This is a genomic window from Hamadaea flava, from assembly GCF_024172085.1.
In the GTDB taxonomy this organism is placed as follows: Bacteria; Actinomycetota; Actinomycetes; order Mycobacteriales; family Micromonosporaceae; genus Hamadaea; species Hamadaea flava.
Window position 1 is genome coordinate 4,519,941 of sequence record NZ_JAMZDZ010000001.1, and the last position, 22,564, is coordinate 4,542,504.

A 22,564-nucleotide genomic window follows, 5' to 3' on the forward strand; every position below is an offset into this window, starting at 1 on the left:
CGTCGGACGACTGCACACGGACGTGCTTCGGTGCACCGGTCAGCAACGAATGGATGGACATGAACAAGTGGCTCTTCCGCGCCGTCGGCACCGTCGGCGTCGCGAGCGGTATCTGGTTGCTCGGCGGCGCCGCTGCGCACGCCCATGAGGCCACGGCAGCGCCCGTGACCGACCCCCAGGCCCTGCGCGGACTCCTGAACAACATCTTCTCGCCGACCAACGGCCTGTCAGATCTCGGAGTCTCCGTGGATCTGCCCGGCAACGGCGTCGACGCCGGCCTGGACGCGAGGGCTCCGCTGCAGCTGCGGACGAACGACGGCCGCGCGGGTGTCACCGCGCACCTTCCGCAGCGGCAGGACGTCTTCCTCGGCGGCCGCCTGCCCAGCCTGGCCGACTCGGTTCCGGCCGTGGCGATGCTCCCCGAGCGCACGGAGGGGCTGCCAGGGCTGTCGAACCTGACCGACGGCCTCACCGGTAGCGGGGGTGCCGGGGGCATCCTCGGCGGGCTCACCGGTTCCAGCGGCCCGCTGAACGTCGTCGACGGGCTCACCCGTGGCGGCCTCACCAGCGGCCTGACCGGTGGCGACGCCGCCGGCGGCGGCAACCTGCTCGGCGGGCTCACCGGCGGCGGTGACTCCGGCGGCATCCTCGGCGGGCTCACCGGCGGCAACCTGCTCGGCGGCCTCACCGGCGGGCTGACCGGCGGCGACGCAGTGGCTCAGCCGGCTCAGCCGGCCCGGCAGGCTCCGGCCGTCGACCCGAACCAGTTCGACGCCGGGCAGTTCGACCCGTCGCAATTCGACCCGAACCAGTTCGACCCGGCGCAGTTCGACCCGGCCGCGCTGGGCGACGACGACCCCGCCGTGCAGACCTCGACCGGCACCCAGGCCGACCTCGACCCGGCGATCGCCGACCAGCTCACCCAGGCCGGCCAGAACCTCGTCCCGATGATGATCGCGCAGGCCGCGAGCAACCTCGGACCGGACGGCGCGCAGGCGCCGAGCCCGTTCGACCTGGACTGGGACCTCGGCGACGACTCGGCGGTCGGCGACGACGCCCTGCTCGGCGACGACCTGAGCGGGCTCGACCCGTCGATGTTCTTCGCCGACAACCCGAACGTCGACGTCAAGATGGTCGCGCCGGAGAGCATCCCGGTCGTGGACGGTCTGCCGCTGGTCGGCCCGATCCTCAGCGACTCGGGGCTTGGCAAGATCATCGTCGTCGGCAACCTGGCCCAGAAGCTGCCCGTCGTCGGCACCGTGCTCAACGGGCAGGGCCTGCCCAGCATCGACAACGTCCCGGTGGTCAACCAGCTCATGAGCCGGGGGCTGCTCAGCGACGGCCGCTCCGCCGGCCTGCCGGTCGTCGGCAGCCTCCCGATGGTGGGCGACCTGCTCGGCGGTGGCACGGGCGGCGTACTCGGCGGGCTCACCGGTGGCGACTCCGGCGGCATCCTGGGTGGGCTCACGGGCGGCCTGGGCGGCGTCACCGGCGGTGACGCGCTGGGCTCTCTGGGGGGCAACCCGCTCGGCGGCGTCACCGGCGGTCTCCTCGGTGGTACGCAGGCAGAGCCGCTGAGCGCCCTCCCGGCGCCCGGCATGACCACGGCCCGGCCGGCGTCGGCCCCGACGGCGGTCACCCGCGTCGCGGCTCCGCAGGCCCACGCGGCGCGCCACGCCGAGACCGACCGCCCGGTCGCCGGTGAGGACGCGGAGTTCCCGTCGCGCGGCGAGTCGGGCCTGCCCGTCGTCAGCTCGCTGCCGGGCCTCTCGCTCGGGCGTACGCTGTCGCAGCTGCCGGTCGTGAGCGACCTGCCCATCGTCGGCTCGCTGCCGGTCGCCTCGGGCATTCTGCGCAGCCTGCCGCTGGTCGGCACGGTGGCGAGCCTGCTGCCGCTCGACTGATCACTGCCAGAAAAGAACGGCCCCGACGCGAGCGCCGGGGCCGTTCTGTGTGCTCTGCGTCAGATGCGCTGCTCGGTGGCGGCGTTGAAGACGTGGTGCTGGCCGACGCGCGGCTTGACGTAGACCGTCTCGCCCATGTCCGGCATGCTGCGCCGGTCGGTCTTCACGACGAAGCGCTCGAGACCGCCGTTGATCTGGGCGTGGCCGTAGACGTTCGCCTCGGCGCCCAGGTCCTCGACCAGCTCGACCTCGACGGGCATGCCGCCGTCGCCGGCGCCGACGAGGTCGCAGTCCTCGGGGCGGAAGCCCACGATGACCTGACCGTCGCCGCCCTCGGCGCGGGCCGCCTCGACCTGCTCGCGGGTCAGCGGCAGCACCAGCGACGCGAAGACCGCGCCCGCGTCGGTGAGCTGGACCTTCTTGATGTTCATCGCCGGCGAGCCGATGAAGCCCGCGACGAAGACGTTGGACGGCCGGTCGTAGAGCTCACGGGGGCTCGCGACCTGCTGCAGCACGCCGTCGAGCATGACCGCGACCCGGTGGCCCATGGTCATGGCCTCGATCTGGTCGTGCGTGACGTAGACCGTGGTGATGCCGAGTTCCTTCTGGAGACCGGCGATCTGCGAACGGGTCTGCACCCGGAGCTTGGCGTCAAGGTTCGACAGCGGCTCGTCCATGAGGAAGACCTGCGGCTCCCGGACGATGGCACGGCCCATCGCGACACGCTGACGCTGACCACCGGAGAGCGCCTTCGGCTTCCGGCTGAGGTAGTCCTCCAGCTGCAGCATCTGCGCGGCCTTCTTGACCCGGACGTCGATCTCCGACTTCGGGGTCTTGCGCAGCTTGAGCGCGAACGCCATGTTCTCGTACACCGTCATGTGCGGGTACAGCGCGTAGTTCTGGAAGACCATCGCGATGTCGCGGGCCTTGGGCGGGAGGTTGGTGACCTCGCGGTCGTCGATGTAGATCGCGCCGGAGTCGACGTCTTCCAGACCGGCCAGCATCCGGAGGCTGGTGGACTTGCCACAGCCGGACGGGCCGACGAGGACGAGGAACTCGCCGTCCTGGATCTCGAGCTCGAGCGAGTCGACGGCGGGCTTCTGGCTGCCCGGGTAGATCCGGGACGCCTTACGGTAAGAGACCGTAGCCATAAGGGGTGCTTCCTTCCACCGGCAGGAACGTGCCGGACGATCCGAGTAAAAGGTCCGGGCACACGAACACCCGGTCTGGCAGCCAAGGTAACCGCATTCGAGCCGCCTGCCAAGTCCTCGATCATCTGCTGGACACCAGGTGGCCGAGGGATCGACAGCCCCCAGGGCGGACCGTGCCCGATTCGCGGTGGACCGGGCGGTTACGCTCACGCCGGACCGGGCGGTTACTCAGGGTGGACCGGCCGGGTACGATGTCCGGCATCGCCGCCTTGGCGCAATTGGTAGCGCACCCGACTTGTAATCGGAAGGTTGGGGGTTCAAGTCCCCCAGGCGGCTCTCCCATCTTCCCTCTCCGCACGAGATCCGACAAATCCCTCTTGCCGGAAATTTCGGCGTGCCACGCTGAGGTCATGGCGACCATGCGCGCGCTCTGGAAGGGGTCGATCTCGCTCGGCCTGGTCGGCGTACCCGTGAAGCTCTACACCGCGACCGAGGAGAAGAATCTCCGCTTTCACCAGGTCCACGCGGCCGACGGCGGCCGGATCCAGATGAAGCGGGTCTGCTCGGCCGACGGCGAGGAGGTCCCGTACGCCGAGATCGGCAAGGGCATCGAGGTCGACGGCGAGATGGTCGTCCTGACCGACCACGATCTCGACGAGGTACCGGTGGCGACGGCCAAAACGGTCAACGTCCTCGAATTCGTGCCGTCCGAGCAGGTCGACCCCATCCTGTTCGACAAGGCGTACTACCTGGCCCCGGACGGTGCGGCCGCGCTCAAGCCATACCTGCTGATCAAGGAGGCGCTCGGCCGGGCCGATCGGGTCGGGATCGCCAAGATCGCCCTGCGTCAGAAGGAACATCTGGCGGCCATCCGCGTACGCGACGACGTGCTCGTGCTGAGCATGATGCTCTGGCCCGACGAGGTACGCGAGCCCGACTTCGACTTCGCCGGCAAGGACGCCAAGATCCGGCCGCAGGAGCGGCAGATGGCCCTGGCGCTGGTCGAGTCCATGGCGGGTGACTTCGATCCCGCCGAGCACACCGACGAGTACCGCGAGGCGGTTCAGGAGCTGGTAGAGGCCAAGCTGAACGGCGAGACCATCGCGGTGCCGGCCGAGAAGCCGACGAAGTCCACCGACCTGCTCTCCGTCCTGACCGCCTCCGTCGAAGCGGCCCGCGACCGTGGCGGCCGACCGGCGAAGAAGGCGGCACCGGCGGCCAAAACCGCCCCTGCCGCCAAGTCCACCGCCAAGAAGGCACCGGCCGCCAAGTCCACCACCAAGAAGTCGGCGACCACCGCCAAAGCGGCCTCATCGAAGAGCGCCTCTCCGAAGGCCAGCGCCTCGAAGTCCACGGGTTCCAAGGCGAAGTCGGCGACGAAGGCCGCCCCCGCGAAGAAGACGACACGGAAGAAAGCCGCCTGACCGCAGCTCCCTGCGGCCGCCGACGGTTCCCCTCCGTCGACGCCTTCGCCACCGCGCCGACAGCTCCACGCTGCCGACGACCCCGCGTCGGACAGCGCCCCGTTGATCATGCCGCCGCGGAGTTGATCAGGGAGCTACGGACACGACACGCCGGTTGATCACGACCGTTAGTTCATGATCGCGCGGAAAGGGGGGCGGGGAAGGGGGCGGAAAGGGGGGCGGGAAAGGGCGGAGGGGGGCGTCAGGGGAGGAGGTCGGTGGGGACGCCTTGGAGGGCCACTGGGCGCTGGAAGCGCTCCACGGCCGCCGTCCCGACCGAGGTCGACCACGCGGCCGAGGTCGCGGGCCAGGGTCCGCCGTGCAGCATCGCGTCCACCACGGCCACCCCGGTGGGTACGCCGTTCCACACCACCCGGCCGGCCTTCTGCACCAGCACGGGCAGCAGGTCCCGGGCGTCTTCGGCGTCCTCCGGAAGCGAGGCGTGGACGGTGGCGGTGAGCTGACCGTCCAGCGTCGCGGCCAGCGCGGGGAAGTCGTCGGCGAGGACGATCACGACGGACGGCCCGAAGTGCTCGGACAGCAGTGATTCGCCCAGCGAGTCGGCGTCCACGATGGTGGCGACCGCGGCGGGCGTCGCCGTCCCGATGGAGACGGCCAGACCCGACGTACGCAGTGTGCCGATCCAGTCCGCGTGCGCGGCCGCCATCCCGTCAGTCAGCATCCGGTGCACCGGGGTGTCCGCGACCGCCTCCGCCAGCGCTTCGGCGAACGGGGTCGCGGTCGACGGGACGACGACCAGGCCGGGCTTGGTGCAGAGCTGTCCCGACGAGCCGGTGACGGCGGCGGCCAGCGCGCCCGCCCGGTCCAGGTCGGCGGCCGCCCCGGGCAGGACGAAGACCGGATTGATCGAGCCCATCTCGGCGTACACGGGGATGGGGTCGGGGCGGGCGGCGGCTTCGTCCATCAGCGCCCGGCCGCCGACCAGCGAGCCGGTGAAGCCCACTGCCTTGATCTCCGGATGGCGTACGACCGCCAGGGAGACATCGGCGCCGCCGTGGACGATCGCGAAGGCGCCCCCGAGGATGGGCGCGGCGATCGAGGCGAGCAGTTCCGACGTACGCGGCTGCGCCGGGTGTGCCTTGACCAGCACGGGGCAGCCCGCCGCCAGGGCCGAGCCGGTGTCGCCCCCCAGTACGCCGAAGGCGAGCGGGAAGTTGGAGGCGGCGAACACGGCGACCGGCCCGACGGGTACGACGATCTGCCGGATGTCGACGCCACCGGGGCCGGCTCCGGGCGAGACGCGGGTGGACTGATGCCGTCCGTCGGCCACGTAGTCGCCGAGCAGCCGCAGTTGGCCGGAGGTCCGGTCGAGTTCCCCGTTCAGCCGGGCGTCGGTCAGCCCGGTCTCCGCCCCGGCGACCTTGACGACCTCGTCGCGGGCCGCTTCCAGGGCGGTGGCCAAGGCGTGCAGGAGTTCCCGGCGCTGGGCCGGCGTACCGGGCGAGGTGGACGGGACGTGGAAGACGAGACTCACGAGCGACCTCCCGAGAGGGCAGCGACGAGCTGCGTGAACAGTGGTTGCCGCCAGGCCGCGGCCAGCCCCAGGTGGTAGAGGCTGATCCGGTCGGCCCCGGCCGCGACCAGGCGTTGCCCGTGCGCGACGACGGCGTCGGCACCTGCCGGCGGGAGGACCGTCAGGTACGCGTCCACACTACCGAACTCGGCGGCGCGCTCGACGAGGTCGTAGCTTCCCGGCCCGACCGGCCAGCACGGCACGAGCACGGCCGCCACGTCGGCCGCTGCCGTCGGGGTGAGCCCCGGCGAGGCCCCGGTCGCCCAGGGATCCGGGTGTCCGTGGAGAGTCACCTCGGCCGTCGGCTGCTTCTCGCGTACAAGCTGGAGAACGGCCGCGCGCAACTGATCGGCCGCCTGCTGCCGCGCGGCCAGGACCAACGCGGAGGTCTCGGGCGTGAGGTCGCCGCCGGACCGGACCGCGGCCCGCAACGCCGCGACCACCTCGATCGCGTCGAGACCCCGCGCGGACCAGGCGGAGCGGCACGCCGCGCAGCAGCAGACCGACAGCAGCCGCTGGGCGAGCGGGGTCCAGGCGTCGTCGGTCTTCTCGTGGTGGCTGAGGTGGACGAGGCCGAGCTGGCCGCAGGCCTCCAGCGAGACCGCGTCCACCTCGACGTCGTGCAGCGCCTCGGCCGCCAGCGTGGCCGCGTAGTCGCGGACCTCCTCCTGGGCCGGGCACAACGCATAGGGGTACCGCTCGCCGAAACAGTTGATCACCGAGACGTCCGGATGTTCGCGGCCCAGCCGGGTGTTGTGGGTGAGCACGATCCACGCGCTCACCTTCAGCCCTTTTCGCCGCAGGCCCCGCGCGGCCTGGCCGAACGGGTCCGGCTCCGGCAGCCAGCTCGCGCCGATCGGCCGCAGCCGCCGCCAGACGTCGCGCACCGGCCGGTACAGCGCCGCGGAATGCGCGTCCACCAGCTGACGGCCGGGATGCAGCGGGGTCGCGGCCCGCGTCGAGTGATAGGCCGCGGCCAAGGTCACCCACTCCAGACCGTGGTCACGCACCCGATCCGCGAAGGCCGGGTCACCGTTGCAATCCCACGGGTACGCGTGACCGCTCAGCCTGATCGCGTGACGCGGGTTCGGCGTCACCATCGTGGGCTGGTGTTCCGGAACTCGGGGTCGAACGTCCGCCGCATATAGGTGGTGTCGTCGCGTTCGGTGACTCCGCAGCGCAGGTAGTCCTCGTGCATCCGCGCGAGCGCGTCCCGGTCGAGCGTGACGCCGAGCCCCGGACCGGTCGGCACCGGCACCGCCCCGTCGACGAACCGCAGCGGCGTCTCCACCACGTCCACCCCCAACTGCCACGGCGTATGCGTGTCGGCCGCGTACGAGAGTTCGGGGACGGCCGCGCCGAGGTGGGTCATCGCGGCCAGGCTGATCCCGAGGTGGCTGTTGGAGTGCATGGACAGCCCGATCCCCCAGGTCTGGCAGATCCCGGCGAGCCGGGCCGACTGCCGCAGGCCGCCCCAGTAGTGATGGTCGGAGAGGATCACCTGGACGCTGCCCAGCTCGATCGCCTCCGGCAGGTGGTCGAAGGCGACCACGCACATGTTGGTCGCCAACGGCATCGACGCCGACTTCGCGACCTCGGCCATCCCGGCGCGGCCCGGCGTGGGGTCCTCCAGGTACTCCAGCAGCCCGTCCGCCTCGGCGGCGATGCGCTGCGAAGTCTCCACACCCCACACCGCGTTCGGATCGATCCGAAGTGGATGATCGGGGAACGCCTCGCGCAGGGCTCTGACGGCCGCGAGCTCCTCGTCCGGCGGGAAGACCCCGCCCTTGAGCTTGATCGAACCGAACCCGTACTGCTGGATCATGCGCCCGGCCTGCGCCACGATCTGCACCGGCGTCAGCGCCTCGCCGAACGGATCCTCGTCCTGACCCGGGTGGGCGGCGTACTTGTAGAAGAGGTAGGCGGAGAAGGGCACCGCGTCACGGACGGCTCCGCCCAGCAGGTCGTGCACCGGCCGGCCGGTCGCCTGACCCTGGAGATCCAGGCAGGCGACCTCGATCGGCGAGAACACGCGGGAGACCGTCTTCTCCGGACTCGACCGGCCCGTCAGCCCGTGCAAGTCCGGGGCGTCCTTCTCCCCCACCAGCGCCTGAACGGCACGCTGGATCTTGGTGGTCGCGAAGACGTCGTGCCCGGCGAGATGCGGCGCGACCGCCCGCATCAGCTTCAGGTGCGGGGCGTCGCCGTAGGTCTCACCCAGGCCGACCAAGCCGTCACCGCAGTCGACCTCGACGATCGTGCGCAGCGCCCACGGCTGGTGTACGCCCGCGGCATTGAGCAGCGGCGGATCGGGAAACGCGATCGGAGTGATCCGAACTTCCCTGATCTTCACTGGAGCGATCCCTTCGCCGTCTCCGCGTCTGTCGAGGTGTCGGGCGCCTTCGCCGAGTCGAGTGTCTTGGCGAGATCCAGTCCGGCGGCGAGGATCGAGACAAGTTCGTCGAGGTGCTCCGGCGTCAGGTCCACCAGCGGCGGCCGCACCGGGCCGACGTCGACCCCCCGCAGCCGCGCACCCGCCTTCACCAGCGCGACGGCATACCCCGGGACCTTGTCGCGCAACGCGACCAGCGGCAGGTAGAACGTCGCCAGGAGGGCGTTCATCGCCTCCTCGTCGTCCGCCTCGACCGCACGCCAGAACCGGGTCGCGATCTCCGGGGCGAAGCACAACACCGCCGAGGAATAGCTGTCCACCCCGATCGCCCGGTACGCCCGGACGCTCAGCTCGGCCGTCGGCAACCCGTTCAGGAAGCCGAACTCGGCCGCCCGGGGATGGCCGCTGGTGCGTACCGCGGTGACCAGGCGCAGCATGGCGTCGACGTCGCCGCGACCGTCCTTGATCCCCACGACGGTCGGAACGTCGAGCAACGCCACCGCCGCGGCCGGATCGAGGACCGCGTTCGCCCGCTGATACACCGCGATCGGCAGGTCGGTCGCGCCCGCGACCAGGCGTACGTGCTCCACGAGACCCCGCGGCGGCGCGGCCACCAGATAGGGCGGCAAGAGCAGCAGCCCGTTCGCGCCATGCTCGGCCGCGACGACCGCGAACTCGCGGGCGAGCTGCGGACCCCCGCCCGCCCCGGCGAACACCGGCACCCGATTCCGGGCCACGCGGACGGCCGTCGCGACCACGTCGCGGTATTCGGCCAGGCTCAGCGCGGTGAACTCGCCGGTTCCGCAGGCCACGAACAGGCCGCTGGGTCCGGCCGCGATCTGCGCCTCGACATGGTCGGCGAAGACGTCGAGCGCGACCTCGGCGCCGTCAGCGGTGAACGGCGTGAGCGGGAAGGAGAGCAGACCCTGAAGTCGCACGGTGCCCCTCTCGGTGGCTCTGCGGTGTTCTGGCGCGTTCACATATGTGGACGGCTTCTTGAGATGTGACGGTGACGCAACGACAAGTTAGCCTCCGGTACAGTGACGGTCAATACCTTCGAGCTGGTTGGTGACCATGGGTACTGAACTCTCCCCGGTGAAGTCGGCCGAGCGCACCGTCCACATCCTCGAGACGCTGGCCGCCTCGCCGACCAAGCTCACGTTGTCGCAGCTCCAGGAGCGAATGGGCTACCCGCGGTCCAGTCTCCACGCGCTCATCCGGACCCTGCGCGAACTGAAGTGGGTCGAGGCCGACGAGTCCGGCGGCGCCTTCGGCGTCGGGCCGCACGCACTGCTGTCCGGGACGGCGTACCTGGATCGCGATCCGGCCCTGCCGTTCGCGTACGCGGCACTCGAAGACCTGCGCGCCGAAGTCGGCTACACCGTCCACTATGCCCGCCGCGACGACGGCAGCGTGCTCTACCTCGCCAGCCGCGACGCCCGGGAGAGCAAGCACGTCGTCTCGCGCGTCGGCCGGAAGCTGCCCGCCCACCTCACCGCACTCGGCCAGGCGCTGCTCGCCCAGCTCACCACGGACGAGATCGACAAGATCCTGCCGCCCCAATTGGAGCGCTACACCGAACGGACCATCACCTCACGCGCCGGCCTGCACGAGGAGCTGGACGGCGTACGCAACCGAGGCTGGGCGCTCGAACAAGAGCAGGGCACCCTGGGCGTCGCCTGCGTAGCGGCCACCGTGGACTATCGCATCCCGGCGACCGACGCGATCAGCTGCTCGATGCCGGCGCCGCTGGCGACCGATGCCGAGGTCGCCCGGGTCGCCGAAGCGGTCACCCGCGCCACCGCCGGCCTAGCCACCCTCCTTCGCCGCCACGGCATCCGCTAACCCCTCCCCCTCCCCCTCACCCCCCGCCCTTTCCGCGCGATCATGAACCAACGGTCGTGATCGACCGGCGTGTCGTGTCCCCTGCGCCCTGATCGTTCCCCGGCGACCCTGATCAACTCCCGGTGCGATCCAGCCGGAAAGGGTGGGTCAGACCGGGCGGGCGCCGGTCATCGCGAGCACGTCGAGCAGCCGGTCGAGGTCGTCCGCGCTGATCTTTCCGGTCGCGACGTGCCCCCGGGCGACGACGACCTCCCGGATCGACCGTCCCGTGGCCAGCGCCTCCTTGGCGATCGAGGCGGCCTCCTCATACCCCAGTACGCGATTGAGCGGAGTCACGATCGCCGGCGACCCTTCGGCGTACGCCCGGCCGACCTCCTCGTTCGCGGTGAGCCCGGCGACGCAGCGCTCGGCGAAGACCCGGGAGACGTTGGCGAGCAGCCGGATCGACTCCAGGATGTTGCGTGCCATCACGGGCAGCATCACGATCAGCTCGAACTCGGCCTGCGTACCGGCGAAGGCCACGGTGGCGTCGTTGCCGATCACCTGCGCGCACACCTGGCGCGCGGCCTCGGCGAGGACCGGGTTCACCTTGCCCGGCATGATCGAGGATCCCGGCTGCAGATCGGGTATGCCCAGCTCACGTAGGCCCGCTCGCGGCCCGGAGCCCATCCACCGGATGTCGTTCGCGATCTTGTAGAGGCTGACGGCGGCCCCACGGAGTTGCGCCGAAACCTCGACGAGCGCGTCCGCGGCGCCTTGCGCGGCGAAGTGGTCGGCGGCCTCCCGGATCGGCAGCCCGGTCAACGCGGCGAGTACCTGTGTCACGTGCGCGGCGAATCCGTCCGGGACGTTGACGCCCGTGCCCACGGCGCTACCGCCGAGCGGCAGTTCACCGAGCCGGGGTGCCACCGCCTCCAGGCGTTCGATCGCGCGGCGCAGTTGGAAGGCGTACCCGCCGAACTCCTGGCCCAGCGTCACCGGCGTCGCGTCCATGAGGTGCGTACGCCCGGCTTTGACGATCGCCGTGAACTCCGTCGACTTCGCCGTCAGTGCGGACGCGAGCTGGTCCAGCGCGGGCACCAGATCGGTGGCGACTCCGCGCAACGCGGCCAGCTGTACGCCCGACGGGAACACGTCGTTGCTGGACTGCGAGGCGTTGACGTGGTCGTTGGGATGCACCGGACGGTCGAGATCGGCGCTCGCGAGCCGGGCGACGACCTCGTTGACGTTCATGTTCGTCGAGGTGCCCGAACCGGTCTGGAACACATCGATCGGGAAGTGCGCGTCATGCGAGCCGGCCGCGACCGCCGAGGCAGCTGCCCCGATCGCCCGCGCCATGTCGTCGTCGAGTACGCCGAGAGCACCGTTCGCGCTCGCCGCGGCGGCTTTGATCTCGGCCAGCGCGTGGATCAGCTCGCTCGGCAGCGGCTGCCCCGAGATCGGGAAGTTCTCCACCGCACGCTGCGTCTGCGCGCCCCACAGCGCGTCCTCGGGGACCTGGACCTCGCCCATGGTGTCGTGTTCCACCCGGTACTTCGTCATTCCCCCATTCTGGCGCGCTCTCCTGCCGCCCGCCCGGCCTTCGACGCGCGGAGTTGATCACGCGCTGGAGGAGTCGATCAGGGTGCTGCGGACACGACACACCGGTCGATCACGCCCAAAAGTTCATGATCAACCGGACAGAGCCGGGGGCGGGGTGGGGGGCGGTTAGGGAGTGGTGGGGCGCGAGCGAGCGGCGAGCAGGGCGGAGACGGCGTGAAGGGCATGGAGCCAGCCGCCGAAGACCAGCGGCAGGGTCACGGGGATCGCCACCGCCAGCAGCACCGCGATCACCCCGATGCCTCCGGCGGCGACCAGTGCGCCCGGTCGCCGCCAGGCCAGCCCGCCGGCCGCGCGTACGGCGGCTAGCCAGCCGGCCCCCGTGCCGACTTCGACCACTGTCAGTCCGGCGTACCCGATGATCAACGCGATCACCGTGACGGTGAGCGCGAGCGCCGGACCACCCCCGGGCACGACGCCCCGCGCCAGGCCGCGCACATCGATGACGATGAGCGCGACCAGCGCGAGGGTCACGACTGTGGCACCCAGGCCGGGCACCAGTCCCCGGACGAAGCGCCCCAGACTTGTCCGCCAAGAGGGGAGACTCCCCAGCGCTTGGCGGTCGTGGACCGCGCGGCTGGCGGCGGACACCGCGGCGCCCGCCGTGACGACGGGCAGTGACGCCACGAACGCGACGATCCCGAGCAGGGCGAGATCGGCGGCGTCGGACACGGTGTCCTGCCAGGCGGGGCGCAGTCCGGCGGTCTTCATCCCTTGAGCCCCGCCGTGTTGATGCCTTCGACCAGGAGCCGCTGGAACGCGAGGAAGAAGAGGAACACCGGCAGCAGCGAGAGCACCGACATCGCGAACATCGGCCCGATCGAGCTCTGCCCGCTGGAGTCGACGAACAGCCGCAGGGCCACCGGGACGGTGTAGTGCGACAGGTCGTTGAGGTAGATCAGCTGCGGCAGGAAGTCGTTCCAGGTCCAGATGAACGAGAAGATCGCCGTGGTGACCAGCGCCGGCCGGGCCAGCGGGAAGATCACGTGCCGGAAGATCCGGTAGGGGTCGGCGCCGTCGATCTTCGCCGCCTCGTCGAGTTCGCGCGGGATGCCCCGCATGAACTGCACCATCAGGAAGACGAAGAACGCCTCGGTCGCCAGCATCTTCGGCACCACCAGCGGCAATGGGGTGTTGATCCAGCCGAAGTTGTTGAACAGCAGGTACTGCGGGATGAGCAGCACGTGGTGCGGCAGCAGCAGCGTCCCGATCATGATCGTGAAGAACAGCGCCCGGCCCCGGAACTGCAACCGGGCGAAGGCGTACGCCGCGAGCAGGCACGAGACGCAGTTGGCCAGCACGGTCGCCAGCGCGATGATCGCGCTGTTGAGGAAGAACCGGCCGAACACGATGTCGAGACTGGTCCAGCCCTTGTCGTAGTTGGACCAGGTGAACTCGCGCGGAATGACCGAGAGATTGTTGCTGATCTCTTCCGGCGACTTCAGCGAGCTGCCGATCATCCAGATCAGCGGATAGAGCACCGCCGCCACCACGACGACGAGGACGGCGATGCGGGCGATGTTCTTGGTCACTTGTCCCCTCCGTCCGAGTAGTGCACCCAGTACCGGCCGGTGGCGAAGAGCCCGGCCGTGATCACGCCGATCACCAGCAGGAACACCCAGGCCATCGCGGAGGCGTACGCCATCTTGAAGTCGGTGAAGCCCGCGACGTAGAGGTACAGCGTGTACATGAGGGTGGAGTCCACCGGACCGCCCTCACCGCCGCTGATCACGTACGCCCCGGTGAAGCCCTGGAAGCCGTGGATGACCTCCATGACGAGGTTGAAGAACAGCACCGGGCTCAGCATCGGCAGCGTGATGTGCCAGAACTGGCGGAGCCGGCTGGCGCCGTCCACCGACGCGGCCTCGTACAGCTCGACCGGGATCTGCTTGAGCCCGGCGAGGAAGATGACCATCGGCGCGCCGAACTGCCACACCGCCAGCACGATCAGCGTCGAGAGCGACCAGTCGGGATCGTTGACCCACGGCTTGCCCTCGATGCCGAAGATGCCCAGGAAGGCGTTGAACGCGCCGTCCCGGCTGAACATGGCCAGCCACACCAGGGCCAGCGCGACGCTGCCGCCGAGCAGCGACGGCAAGTAGAACAGACCGCGGAACAGCCCGTTGCCCTTCCGGTCCCGACGCAGCAGCAACGCGACGCCGAGCGCGGCAGCGAGCTTCAGCGGCACTGCGATCAAGGCGTACCTGAGGGTGACGGCGACCGAGTGCCAGTAGTGCGGATCCTCGGTGAACATGCGCTTGTAGTTCGCCAGCCCGACGAACTGCACCTGCGACCAGTCGTCGAGCAGTTCGTAGTCCGTGAAGCTGAGGACGAGCGAGAAGATCATCGGCAGCGCGGTGATCCCGAGGAGCCCGAGCAGCCAAGGGGAGAGGAAGACGTAGCCGGCCGTCGCTTCGCCGCGGCGGCTGCTGCCGCGGCGCCGGGCCGCTCGCTGAGGGGCGAGCGGCCCGGCGTCGGTGCGAGGGCCGAGCTCAGCCAGCGAGGGCTGCATTGGCTTCCTTCAGGAACGCGTCGGCCGCCGCGGCCGAGGTCGCCTTCCCGTACTGCACGTTCTCGGCGTACGTGATGAGCAGCGAACGGACCTTGACGTGACCCTTCGGCGGCACGGTCGGCGGCTGGCCGAACTTGCTCGCCAGGTCGGTCTCGAACTGGGCCGCGGTGGCCGCCGCGTCCTTGAGGGTGGACGCGACCGCCGTACGCACGTCGGTGTTGGCGTTGAGACCCCGGTCGGTGCCGAGAACCTTGCCCGCCTCCACGTCGTTGACCAGGAAGTTCAGCACGTCCACGGCGACGTCGGCGTGCTTGGATCCCTTGTAGATGGAGAAGTACAGCGCGGCCCGTGCCCACTGGCCACTCGGGTCGCCCGGGTACGCCACCACGCCCAGTTCGCTCTTGGTGGCCTTCTGCAGCTCGGGGAGCTGGTTGGCCCACATGAACGAGGTGGCCGCCTTGCCGGTGACCACGAGCTGGTTGGCGACCGCACCGGCGTTCGCGCCGTGGATGACGTCGGCGGGCGGAGCCGCTTTCGTGTCCCGGGCACCCTTCCAGAGGTCGAACCACTTGGTCAGGTCCTCGGCGGAGGCGCCGACCTTCTTGCCGTCGTAGAGCTGCTTGCCCTGCTGACGCAGCCAGACCCACAGCGCCTTGTAGTCGGCGGACGGGTCCATCGTGCCGAAGACCTTGCCGCCGGACTTCGAGGTGACCTGCGCCGCCCAGGCGATCAGGGCGTCCCACGTCATGCCGGTGGTCGGCTCGGGCAGGCCGAGGGTCTTCAGCAGACCCTTGTCGTAGATCATGCCGGGGGTGTTCTCCCCCATCGGCACGCCGGCCGCCTTGCCCTCGACCACGCCGGCCTGCCACAGACCCGGCAGGATCTTGCTCTTGTCGAGCTTGTTGGAGTCGGCGTACTTCGAGAGGTCCAGCGTCTGGTTGCGCTCGGCGTACTCCGACAGCGCGCCGTCGTCGATCTGGAAGATGTCCGGCGCGTTGCCGCCCGCCGTCAGAGTGGCGAGCTTGTCGTAGTACCCGGCGTTGGCCTGCCAGGTCTTCTTGAAGGTGACGTTCGGGTGCTTGGCGGTGTAGAGCGCCAGCGCGTCCTCGGTCATCTTCGCGCGGGCGTCGCCGCCCCACCAGAAGATCGACAACTCGACCGGCGCGTTCGGGTCGTTGGACGGCTTGTCGTCGCCGCAGGCGGCCAGGACTGCGGCGGCGGGGGCGGCGAGCGCGGCCGCCGCGATGCCCCTCAACAGGGTCCGGCGGCTGGCGCTACCGTTGTGCAGCGGCGAGTGGGCGCCCACCGCGAGGGGTGCTGTGGGTTTCATGGCACTGACTCCTTGACGCGTAGGAGACGACTCCGCGGAGGCGGTGACGGCCGCATTAGCCCGGGTCCGCATTGCCCTGCGGACCCGGGCCCGTGGAGTCGCGGATGACCAGTTCGGTCGCGAGGGTGATCTGCCCGGTGGTACGACGGTCGTCGCCGTGTTGCAGGAGCATGTCGACGGCGGCCCGCCCGGCGGCGGCCGTGGGATTGGCCACCGTGGTCAGACCCGGCCGGGTCAGCCGACTCAGCGCGATGTCGTCGATACCGACCACGCTGACGTCCTGCGGAACGCGTACGCCCAGAGTGGCGAGACCTTCGATGAGGCCGATCGCCATCAGGTCGTTGTAGGCGAGCACGGCGGTGAAGCCCGCCCGGTGCACCTGTTCGGCCGCGATGAGCCCGCCGTCGCCGGTGGGCGCGTTCGGGCCGAGCGCGGTCACCTCGACGGGATCGCCGGGGCCGCCCAAGGTACGGGCGGCGGCGGTCGCGGCCCGGCGGATCTCACGGTTCGTCCAGGATCCGCGCGGTCCGCCGAGGTAGCCGATGGAACGGTGGCCCAACTCGGCGAGGTGTTCGATCGCCGAACGGGCGCCTTGGCTGACGTCCATGACCACCGACGGCAGGCCGGGCACCTGCCGGTTGACCACGACGAGAGCCGCCTCGCGTGACAGGCCCTCGATGATGCTGTTGGCCAGCCGGGGGCTGACCAGCAGAATCCCGTCGACCTGCTTGGCGAGCGCGCGAACGAGTTCCTCCTCGACCGCCGGGTCCTCGTTGCTGTCGGCGACGAAGACGTGGTAGTCGCGGTGGCGCGCTTCGCGCTCCGCCGCCTTGATCAGCGGCGGGAAGAACGGGTTGGCGATGTCGGCGACGATCAGCCCGATGTTGTGGGTACGGCCGGTGATGAGCGCCCGCGCCGCCCGGTTGGGGCGGTATCCCAGCTTCTCGGCGGTCTCGAGCACCTTGCTGCGAGTCTCGGGGTTGACCAACTGCGGCGCGGAGAAGGCACGCGACACGGTGGAGATGTGCACTCCCGACGCTCGCGCGACGTCCCGGATGGTCGCCGGCATAGTCACCCCCCTCACTCTTGGTTGGCCAATTAATGCAAACGCTTGCTGTGTTGTCAACGCCCGAATATTGCCGACCGGTTTCCGGAGACCCCACTTCTTCACCCAAATATCCACATCAAGCGGTGCAATACCGGCGGCCCCGTTATCGAACTGTTGACGCCGCTGGCGACTCATGGTTAGTTCTGCTGCAAACCTTTGCAGTTCCCCTGGGGAGGCGACCGATGACCGGACCCAAGCGTTACGCGCTGGTCGGAACGGGTTCACGGGCGGAGATGTTCGAGCGGGCCGTCGTCCGCGACCACGCGGCAACGGCGTCGCTGGTCGCGCTCTGCGACACCAATCCGGTACGCGTACAGGCGCACCAGCGGTTCCTCGCCGATCTCGGCGCGGGTCCGGTTCCCGCGTACGACGCAGCCGATTTCACCGAGATGCTCGCTAAAGAGCAGGTCGACGCGGTCATCGTGACCACTATGGACAGTACGCACGCGGACTACATCACGCGGGCGCTGCGCGCCGGCTGCGACGTGCTGACGGAGAAGCCGATGACGACCGACCTCGCCGGCTGCGAGGCGATCCTCGGCACCGTCGCCGAGACCGGCCGGAACGTCACGGTCACCTTCAACTACCGGTTCAGTCCGGTGCACGAGCAGGTCAAGCGACTGCTCGACGAGGGCGCCGTCGGCGAGATCGGGTCGGTGCACTTCGAGTGGCTCCTCGACGTACGCCACGGCGCGGACTACTTCCGCCGGTGGCATCGGGAGAAGGAGAACTCGGGCGGCCTGCTCGTGCACAAGTCCGGCCACCACTTCGACCTGGTCAACTGGTGGCTCTCCGCGCGGCCCGTCGACGTCTTCGCGTACGGGCAGTTGTTCTTCTACGGCGAGACCGGCCGCCGCCACGGGTACGCCCGCGATTACGAGCGCGCGCACGGTTCGGCCGCCGCCCAGGACGACCCGTTCGCCCTGCACCTCGCCGATCATCCGCGCCTGCGCGAGCTGTATCTCGACGCCGAGCCGGCCGACGGCTACCAGCGGGACCGCAACGTCTTCGGCGGCGACATCACCATCGAGGACGACCTCGCCGTGATGGTGCGCTACAACACCGGGGCCACGATGAGCTACCACCTCACGGCGTACTCGCCCTGGGAGGGGTATCGCCTGATGGTCAACGGCAGCCGAGGACGCCTGGAACTGGAGGTCGTCGAGAACGACCATGTCAGCCTGGGCGCCGCGGCCGCGCTGAAGGGCGCCGCGCTGCACGGCGAGGAGGCGGCGGCCGAGCAGGGCCGGGTACGCCTGACGCTGCACCGGTTCTGGGAGCCGCCGGTCGAGATCGACGTCCCGGAGAAGTCCCGCGAAGGTCATGGCGGCGCGGACGCGAAGATGGCCGCCATCCTCTTCGGCGGCGCCACCGATCCCCTGCGCCGCAGCGCGACCGAACGCGACGGCGCGCTCGCCCTGCTCACCGGCCTGGCCGCCAACCGTGCCCTGGCCACCGGCGCCCCGGTGCACGTCCCCGATCTGCTGACCCTGTAGTCCCCGGGCCGCCCGCTCTGCGCACTGGATCAGGGTTCCCCGTCGAATCAGGGATCGAGATTCGACCGCGATCCCTGATCCAGCGCCTAGGCCGGCGGCCGCAACGCCCTGAACGGGAGTCGCCTTGCCACACCCAGATCTGCTGTTCCCGGCCGACCCACGGCAGCGGGAGATCACCCGCGAGCTGTACGCCCACGTCAGGGACCTGCCGCTCATCTCGCCGCATGGGCACATCGACCCGCGGCTGCTCGCCGACGACGAGCCGTTCGACGATCCGGCCCACTTGTTCGTGGTGCCCGATCACTACCTGACCCGGATGCTCTACAGCCAGGGCGTGCATCCGGACGCGCTCGGCGTGCCTCGGCGGGACGGTTCGACCGCGGCCGTCGAGCCGCGCGAGATCTGGCGCACCTTCGCCGCCCATTGGCATCTGTTCCGGGGCACACCGTCCAAGCTGTGGCTGGAGCAGACGCTCGACGGCGTCTTCGGGGTCACCGCGCCGTTGAGCGCGGACACCGCCGACGAGATCTACGACGCCGTCGCCGGCTGCCTGGCCCGGCCGGAGTTCCGGCCCCGGGCGCTGTTCGAGCGGTTCAACATCGAGGTGCTCGCCACGACCGAGTCGCCGCTGGATCCGTTGACGCAGCACGCGAAGCTGGCCGCCGACGGCTGGGGCGACCGGGTCGTCAGCACCTTCCGGCCGGACGACGTGGTCGACATGGAATTCGGCGGCCTCACCGGAGCAGCCGGTACGCAGGCCTGGCGGCAGCGCGTCGCCAAGCTCGGCGAGATCACCGGCGAGGACACGCTGACGTTCACCGGTTACCTCGCCGCACTCCGGCAACGACGGGCCGCGTTCCTCGCGATGGGCACCACGTCCAGCGATCACGGCCACCCCACCGCGCGTACGCTCGTCCTCCCCGAGCCGGAGAAGCGGGAGCTCTTCGAACGAGGACTGCGCGACGAGGCGACCCCCGCCGACGCGGAGGCGTTCCGCGCCGTGATGCTGGTCGAGTTCGCCCGGATGTCGATCGACGACGGGATGGTCATGCAGTTGCATCCCGGCTCGGTCCGCAATCACAACACCTGGCTGCACGGGGCGTACGGAACGGACGTCGGCGGGGACATCCCGCAGGCCACCGACTACGTGAACGGGCTGGCCCCGCTGCTGAGCGAGCACGGCAACGATCCAAGCCTGCGCCTGGTTCTCTACACATTGGACGAGACGACGTTCACCCGCGAGCTGGCGCCCCTTGCCGGCGGGTACGCCGCCCTTTATCTCGGCGCGCCGTGGTGGTTCCTGGACTCTCCCGAAGCCATGCGCCGCTTCCGGGAGGCCGTGACCGAGACCGCCGGCTTCGCCAACACCGCCGGGTTCGTCGACGACACCCGCGCCTTCTGCTCCATCCCCGTCCGGCACGACATCGCCCGCCGGGTCGACGCCGGCTTCCTCGCCCGGTTGGTCGCCGAACACCGGCTGACCCTGGACGAAGCCGCCGAGACCGCCGCCGACATCGCGTACCACCAGCCCAAACGAATCTTTAAGGTAGTGAGCGAATGACCAAGATCATTGCCGCCGAGGTGCACGACGTCCGCTTTCCCACCGCCGCCGCCGGCGACGGGTCGGACGCGATCAACCGCGGCGACTACTCCGCCTCCTATGTGGAGCTGAAGACCGACGACGGCCTGGCCGGCGCGGGCTTCACCTTCACGAACGGGCGCGGCAACGAGATCACCTGTGCCGCGATCACCGCCCTCCAGCACCATGTGGTCGGCCGCGACCTGGCCGAGATCGTGGACGAGCCGGTGGCGTTCTGGCGGTCGTTGACCGCCGACGTCCAGCTGCGCTGGCTCGGGCCGGAGAAGGGCGTCATCCACATGGCGGCCGGCGCGCTGGTCAACGCGGTGTGGGATCTGCGGGCCAAGGCGGCCGGCGTGCCGTTGTGGCGACTCCTCGCCGAGCTGCCGAGCGAGGAACTGGTCCGGACGGTCGACTTCCACCACATCACCGACGCCATCACCCCGGCCGAGGCCCTCGACATCCTCGAACGCGGCCGCGACGGCCTGGCCGACCGGCTCGCGTTGCTGGAACGCGACGGCTTCCCGTCGTACACGACGTCGGTGGGCTGGCTCGGCTACCCGGACGACAAGGTGCGCGCCCTGACTCGTACGGCGTACGAGGAGGGCTGGCGCGCGATGAAGATGAAGGTCGGCGGCCCGATCGACGACGACATCCGCCGCGCGCGGATCATCCGGGCGGAGATCGGCCCGGACGCCCTCCTCATGATGGACGCCAACCAGGTCTGGGACGTCGACGAGGCGATCGCCAACATGGCCGTCCTCGCCGAGGTGGACCCGTACTGGATCGAGGAGCCGACGCACGCCGACGACGTGCTCGGGCACGCTCGCATCGCCCGCGCCGTGGACCCGATCCGGGTGGCGACCGGCGAGGTGGCGGCCAACCGGGTCATCTTCAAGCAGCTGCTCCAGGCCGACGCGATCGGCGTCATGCAGATCGACGCCTGCCGGGTGGCCGGGGTCAACGAGGTGCTGGCCGAGCTGCTGATGGCGGCGAAGTTCGGCGTACCCGTGTGCCCGCACGCGGGCGGCGTCGGCCTCTGCGAGTACGTCCAGCACTTGGCGATCTTCGACTACCTGCGGGTCGGCACGTCGCTGGACGGCCGGATGGTGGAATACGTCGACCACCTGCACGAGCACTTCGTCGACCCGGTACGCACCAAGGACGGCCGGTACCTGCTGCCCGAGCAGCCCGGTTACAGCACGACGCTGCGTCCCGAGTCGATCGCGGAGTACGCCTTCCCGGACGGTCCGGTATGGCGCGCCTGACGAAGGACTCGCTCAGCACGATCCCGGCCGAGGCCCGGCCGACGATCGACACGCCGGGCGTCGGGATCGTCCACTTGGGAGTCGGCGCGTTCCACCGGGCGCATCAGGCCGTCTACACCGAGGACGCCATCGCGGCCGGCGGCGGGGACTGGGCGATCGCCGAGGTCGCCCCCAACTCCACCGCCGTCGTGGACGCGATGCGGGCGCAGGACGGGCTCTTCAGCGTCACGAGCCTGTCCGGCGCCGGTGCGCGTACCAGGGTGATCGCCGCTGTCGGCCGGGTGCTGCACGCGCCGAGCGAGCGGTCGGCGGTGACCGGCCTGCTGGCTGATCCCGCGATCCGCGTGGTGACGCTGACCGTGACCGAGAAGGCCTACCAGCCTGGGTCGGCGATGGTGAAGCTGCTCGTCGATGGAATCCGCGCGCGGATCATCGCGGGCGCGCCGCCGTTGGCCGTGGTGAGTTGTGACAACCTGCCGTCGAACGGATCGCAGTTGCGCGCGCTGATCGCGGAAGCGGTCGAGCTGCCCAAGACGGTGACCTTCCCCCGGACGATGGTGGACCGGATCGTTCCCGCGAGCACCGACCAGACCTATGCCCTCGTACGCAACGCGCTCGGCGTCGAGGATCAGGCGGCGGTCGAGGCCGAGCCCTACAAGCAGTGGGTCATCGAGGACGCCTTCCCGGGCGGGCGACCCGCCTGGGACCTGGCCGGAGCGGTGCTCACCGACGACGTCGCCCCCTGGGAGCAGCTGAAACTGCGTACGCTCAACGGCGTCCACTCCACGGTGGCCTATCTTGGGGCGGTCGCCGGCTACGAGACGATCGCCGACGCGCTGCGGATGCCAGGGCTGACCGACGTGCTGCGGCAGTTCATCGCCGACGAGATCGCCCAGAGTTTCACCCCACCGCCCGGCGTCTCCGTCGTCGAGTACGGCGACGAGGTATTGGAGCGGTTCGCCGATCCCGCCGTTCGCTACCGCACCGTTCAAGTGGCGATGGACGGCAGTCAGAAGCTTCCGTATCGCGTCCTGCGTACGGTGCTCGACTCGCGCGCCCGTGGGCTGTCGCCCCGCGTCGGCGCGCTCGTCGTCGCGGCCTGGATGCGGTTCGCCGAAGGCACGGCCGACGACGGGACGGCGTTGCCGCTCAACGATCCGATGGCTCCACAGATCAAGGCCAAGCTCGCCGCGTCCGGTTCCGTCGTCGACCAGTTGCTGTCGCTGAGGGAGATCTTCCCCGCCGAGCTCGCGGCGGACGAGGAGTTCCGTTCCCTCGTCCACGAGTGGTACCGCGCCCTCACCGCCCACGGCGTCCGCGCCACCCTCTCCGCCATCGGGGGCGCGTCGTGACCCAGCAGATCAGGGATGTGGGTCGAATCAT

General features: G+C 70.1%; 18 protein-coding genes and 1 tRNA gene. 8 read left to right on the forward strand and 11 right to left on the reverse strand.

Going from position 1 to position 22,564, the window contains the following annotated elements; translation table 11 throughout:
• Nucleotides 1-59: 59 nt before the first annotated feature.
• Complete coding sequence (locus tag HDA40_RS21335; protein ID WP_253758593.1) at nt 60-1,904, forward strand: hypothetical protein; 1,845 nt, start codon at nt 60-62, stop codon at nt 1,902-1,904.
• 59 nt (nt 1,905-1,963) lie between these two features.
• On the opposite strand, the gene HDA40_RS21340 is transcribed toward HDA40_RS21335, so the two are convergent.
• Nucleotides 1,964-3,055: an ABC transporter ATP-binding protein gene (locus HDA40_RS21340; protein WP_253758595.1), complete on the reverse strand. Its 1,092-nt coding sequence runs from the start codon at nt 3,053-3,055 to the stop codon at nt 1,964-1,966.
• Nucleotides 3,056-3,318: 263 nt separating this feature from the next.
• Between HDA40_RS21340 and HDA40_RS21345 the strand changes: the two genes are divergently transcribed.
• Together HDA40_RS21345 and ku are read left to right on the forward strand one after the other, a co-directional pair.
• A tRNA-Thr gene (locus HDA40_RS21345) sits at nt 3,319-3,391 on the forward strand.
• 74 nt (nt 3,392-3,465) lie between these two features.
• The gene (gene ku, locus HDA40_RS21350) at nt 3,466-4,479 is read left to right on the forward strand and encodes a non-homologous end joining protein Ku (protein WP_253758597.1); all 1,014 of its coding nucleotides are present in this window, start codon (nt 3,466-3,468) and stop codon (nt 4,477-4,479) included.
• Between the two features lie 241 nt (nt 4,480-4,720).
• On the opposite strand, the gene HDA40_RS21355 is transcribed toward ku, so the two are convergent.
• Genes HDA40_RS21355 through HDA40_RS21370 form a run of 4 tightly spaced genes read right to left on the reverse strand, consistent with a single transcriptional unit; the run spans nt 4,721 to nt 9,382 of the window.
• A complete protein-coding gene (locus HDA40_RS21355) occupies nt 4,721-6,013 on the reverse strand; it encodes an aldehyde dehydrogenase family protein (protein ID WP_253758600.1) in 1,293 nt (430 codons plus the stop codon).
• Nucleotides 6,010-7,152, reverse strand: coding sequence for an alpha-amylase family protein (locus tag HDA40_RS21360; protein WP_253758602.1), 1,143 nt, complete (start codon nt 7,150-7,152; stop codon nt 6,010-6,012). The genes HDA40_RS21355 and HDA40_RS21360 overlap by 4 nt, the downstream gene beginning before the upstream one ends.
• Nucleotides 7,146-8,405: a glucarate dehydratase family protein gene (locus HDA40_RS21365; RefSeq protein WP_253758604.1), complete on the reverse strand. Its 1,260-nt coding sequence runs from the start codon at nt 8,403-8,405 to the stop codon at nt 7,146-7,148. The genes HDA40_RS21360 and HDA40_RS21365 overlap by 7 nt, the downstream gene beginning before the upstream one ends.
• Nucleotides 8,402-9,382 (reverse strand): 5-dehydro-4-deoxyglucarate dehydratase, encoded by a 981-nt coding sequence (locus HDA40_RS21370; RefSeq protein WP_253758607.1) that lies wholly within the window; start codon nt 9,380-9,382, stop codon nt 8,402-8,404. Before HDA40_RS21370 ends, HDA40_RS21365 begins: the two co-directional genes overlap by 4 nt.
• Nucleotides 9,383-9,518: 136 nt before the next feature.
• On the opposite strand from HDA40_RS21370, the gene HDA40_RS21375 reads away from it, so the two are divergent.
• Nucleotides 9,519-10,289 (forward strand): IclR family transcriptional regulator, encoded by a 771-nt coding sequence (locus HDA40_RS21375; RefSeq protein ID WP_253758610.1) that lies wholly within the window; start codon nt 9,519-9,521, stop codon nt 10,287-10,289.
• 147 nt (nt 10,290-10,436) lie between these two features.
• Here HDA40_RS21375 and HDA40_RS21380 read toward each other — a convergent pair whose 3' ends face one another.
• From HDA40_RS21380 to HDA40_RS21405, 6 genes are all read right to left on the reverse strand, one after another.
• On the reverse strand, nt 10,437-11,831 hold the full coding sequence (locus tag HDA40_RS21380; protein WP_253758612.1) for a class II fumarate hydratase: 1,395 nt from the start codon (nt 11,829-11,831) through the stop codon (nt 10,437-10,439).
• Nucleotides 11,832-11,996: 165 nt separating this feature from the next.
• On the reverse strand, nt 11,997-12,599 hold the full coding sequence (locus HDA40_RS21385; RefSeq protein WP_253758614.1) for a hypothetical protein: 603 nt from the start codon (nt 12,597-12,599) through the stop codon (nt 11,997-11,999).
• Nucleotides 12,596-13,420, reverse strand: coding sequence for a carbohydrate ABC transporter permease (locus tag HDA40_RS21390; RefSeq protein ID WP_253758617.1), 825 nt, complete (start codon nt 13,418-13,420; stop codon nt 12,596-12,598). Before HDA40_RS21390 ends, HDA40_RS21385 begins: the two co-directional genes overlap by 4 nt.
• Entirely contained in the window at nt 13,417-14,400 is a 984-nt protein-coding gene (locus tag HDA40_RS21395) for a carbohydrate ABC transporter permease (RefSeq protein WP_253758620.1), read from the reverse strand. Before HDA40_RS21395 ends, HDA40_RS21390 begins: the two co-directional genes overlap by 4 nt.
• Complete coding sequence (locus HDA40_RS21400; RefSeq protein WP_253758623.1) at nt 14,381-15,730, reverse strand: ABC transporter substrate-binding protein; 1,350 nt, start codon at nt 15,728-15,730, stop codon at nt 14,381-14,383. The genes HDA40_RS21395 and HDA40_RS21400 overlap by 20 nt, the downstream gene beginning before the upstream one ends.
• Nucleotides 15,731-15,785: 55 nt before the next feature.
• On the reverse strand, nt 15,786-16,799 hold the full coding sequence (locus tag HDA40_RS21405; RefSeq protein ID WP_253758625.1) for a LacI family DNA-binding transcriptional regulator: 1,014 nt from the start codon (nt 16,797-16,799) through the stop codon (nt 15,786-15,788).
• A gap of 221 nt (nt 16,800-17,020) precedes the next feature.
• Between HDA40_RS21405 and HDA40_RS21410 the strand changes: the two genes are divergently transcribed.
• From HDA40_RS21410 to HDA40_RS21425, 4 genes are all read left to right on the forward strand, one after another.
• Complete coding sequence (locus HDA40_RS21410) at nt 17,021-18,334, forward strand: Gfo/Idh/MocA family protein (RefSeq protein WP_253758628.1); 1,314 nt, start codon at nt 17,021-17,023, stop codon at nt 18,332-18,334.
• A 124-nt stretch (nt 18,335-18,458) separates the two neighbouring features.
• Nucleotides 18,459-19,895 (forward strand): glucuronate isomerase, encoded by a 1,437-nt coding sequence (gene uxaC, locus HDA40_RS21415; protein WP_253758630.1) that lies wholly within the window; start codon nt 18,459-18,461, stop codon nt 19,893-19,895.
• The gene (locus HDA40_RS21420; RefSeq protein ID WP_253758632.1) at nt 19,892-21,181 is read left to right on the forward strand and encodes an enolase C-terminal domain-like protein; all 1,290 of its coding nucleotides are present in this window, start codon (nt 19,892-19,894) and stop codon (nt 21,179-21,181) included. Before uxaC ends, HDA40_RS21420 begins: the two co-directional genes overlap by 4 nt.
• Complete coding sequence (locus tag HDA40_RS21425; RefSeq protein ID WP_253758634.1) at nt 21,169-22,533, forward strand: mannitol dehydrogenase family protein; 1,365 nt, start codon at nt 21,169-21,171, stop codon at nt 22,531-22,533. Before HDA40_RS21420 ends, HDA40_RS21425 begins: the two co-directional genes overlap by 13 nt.
• Nucleotides 22,534-22,564 lie beyond the last annotated feature (31 nt).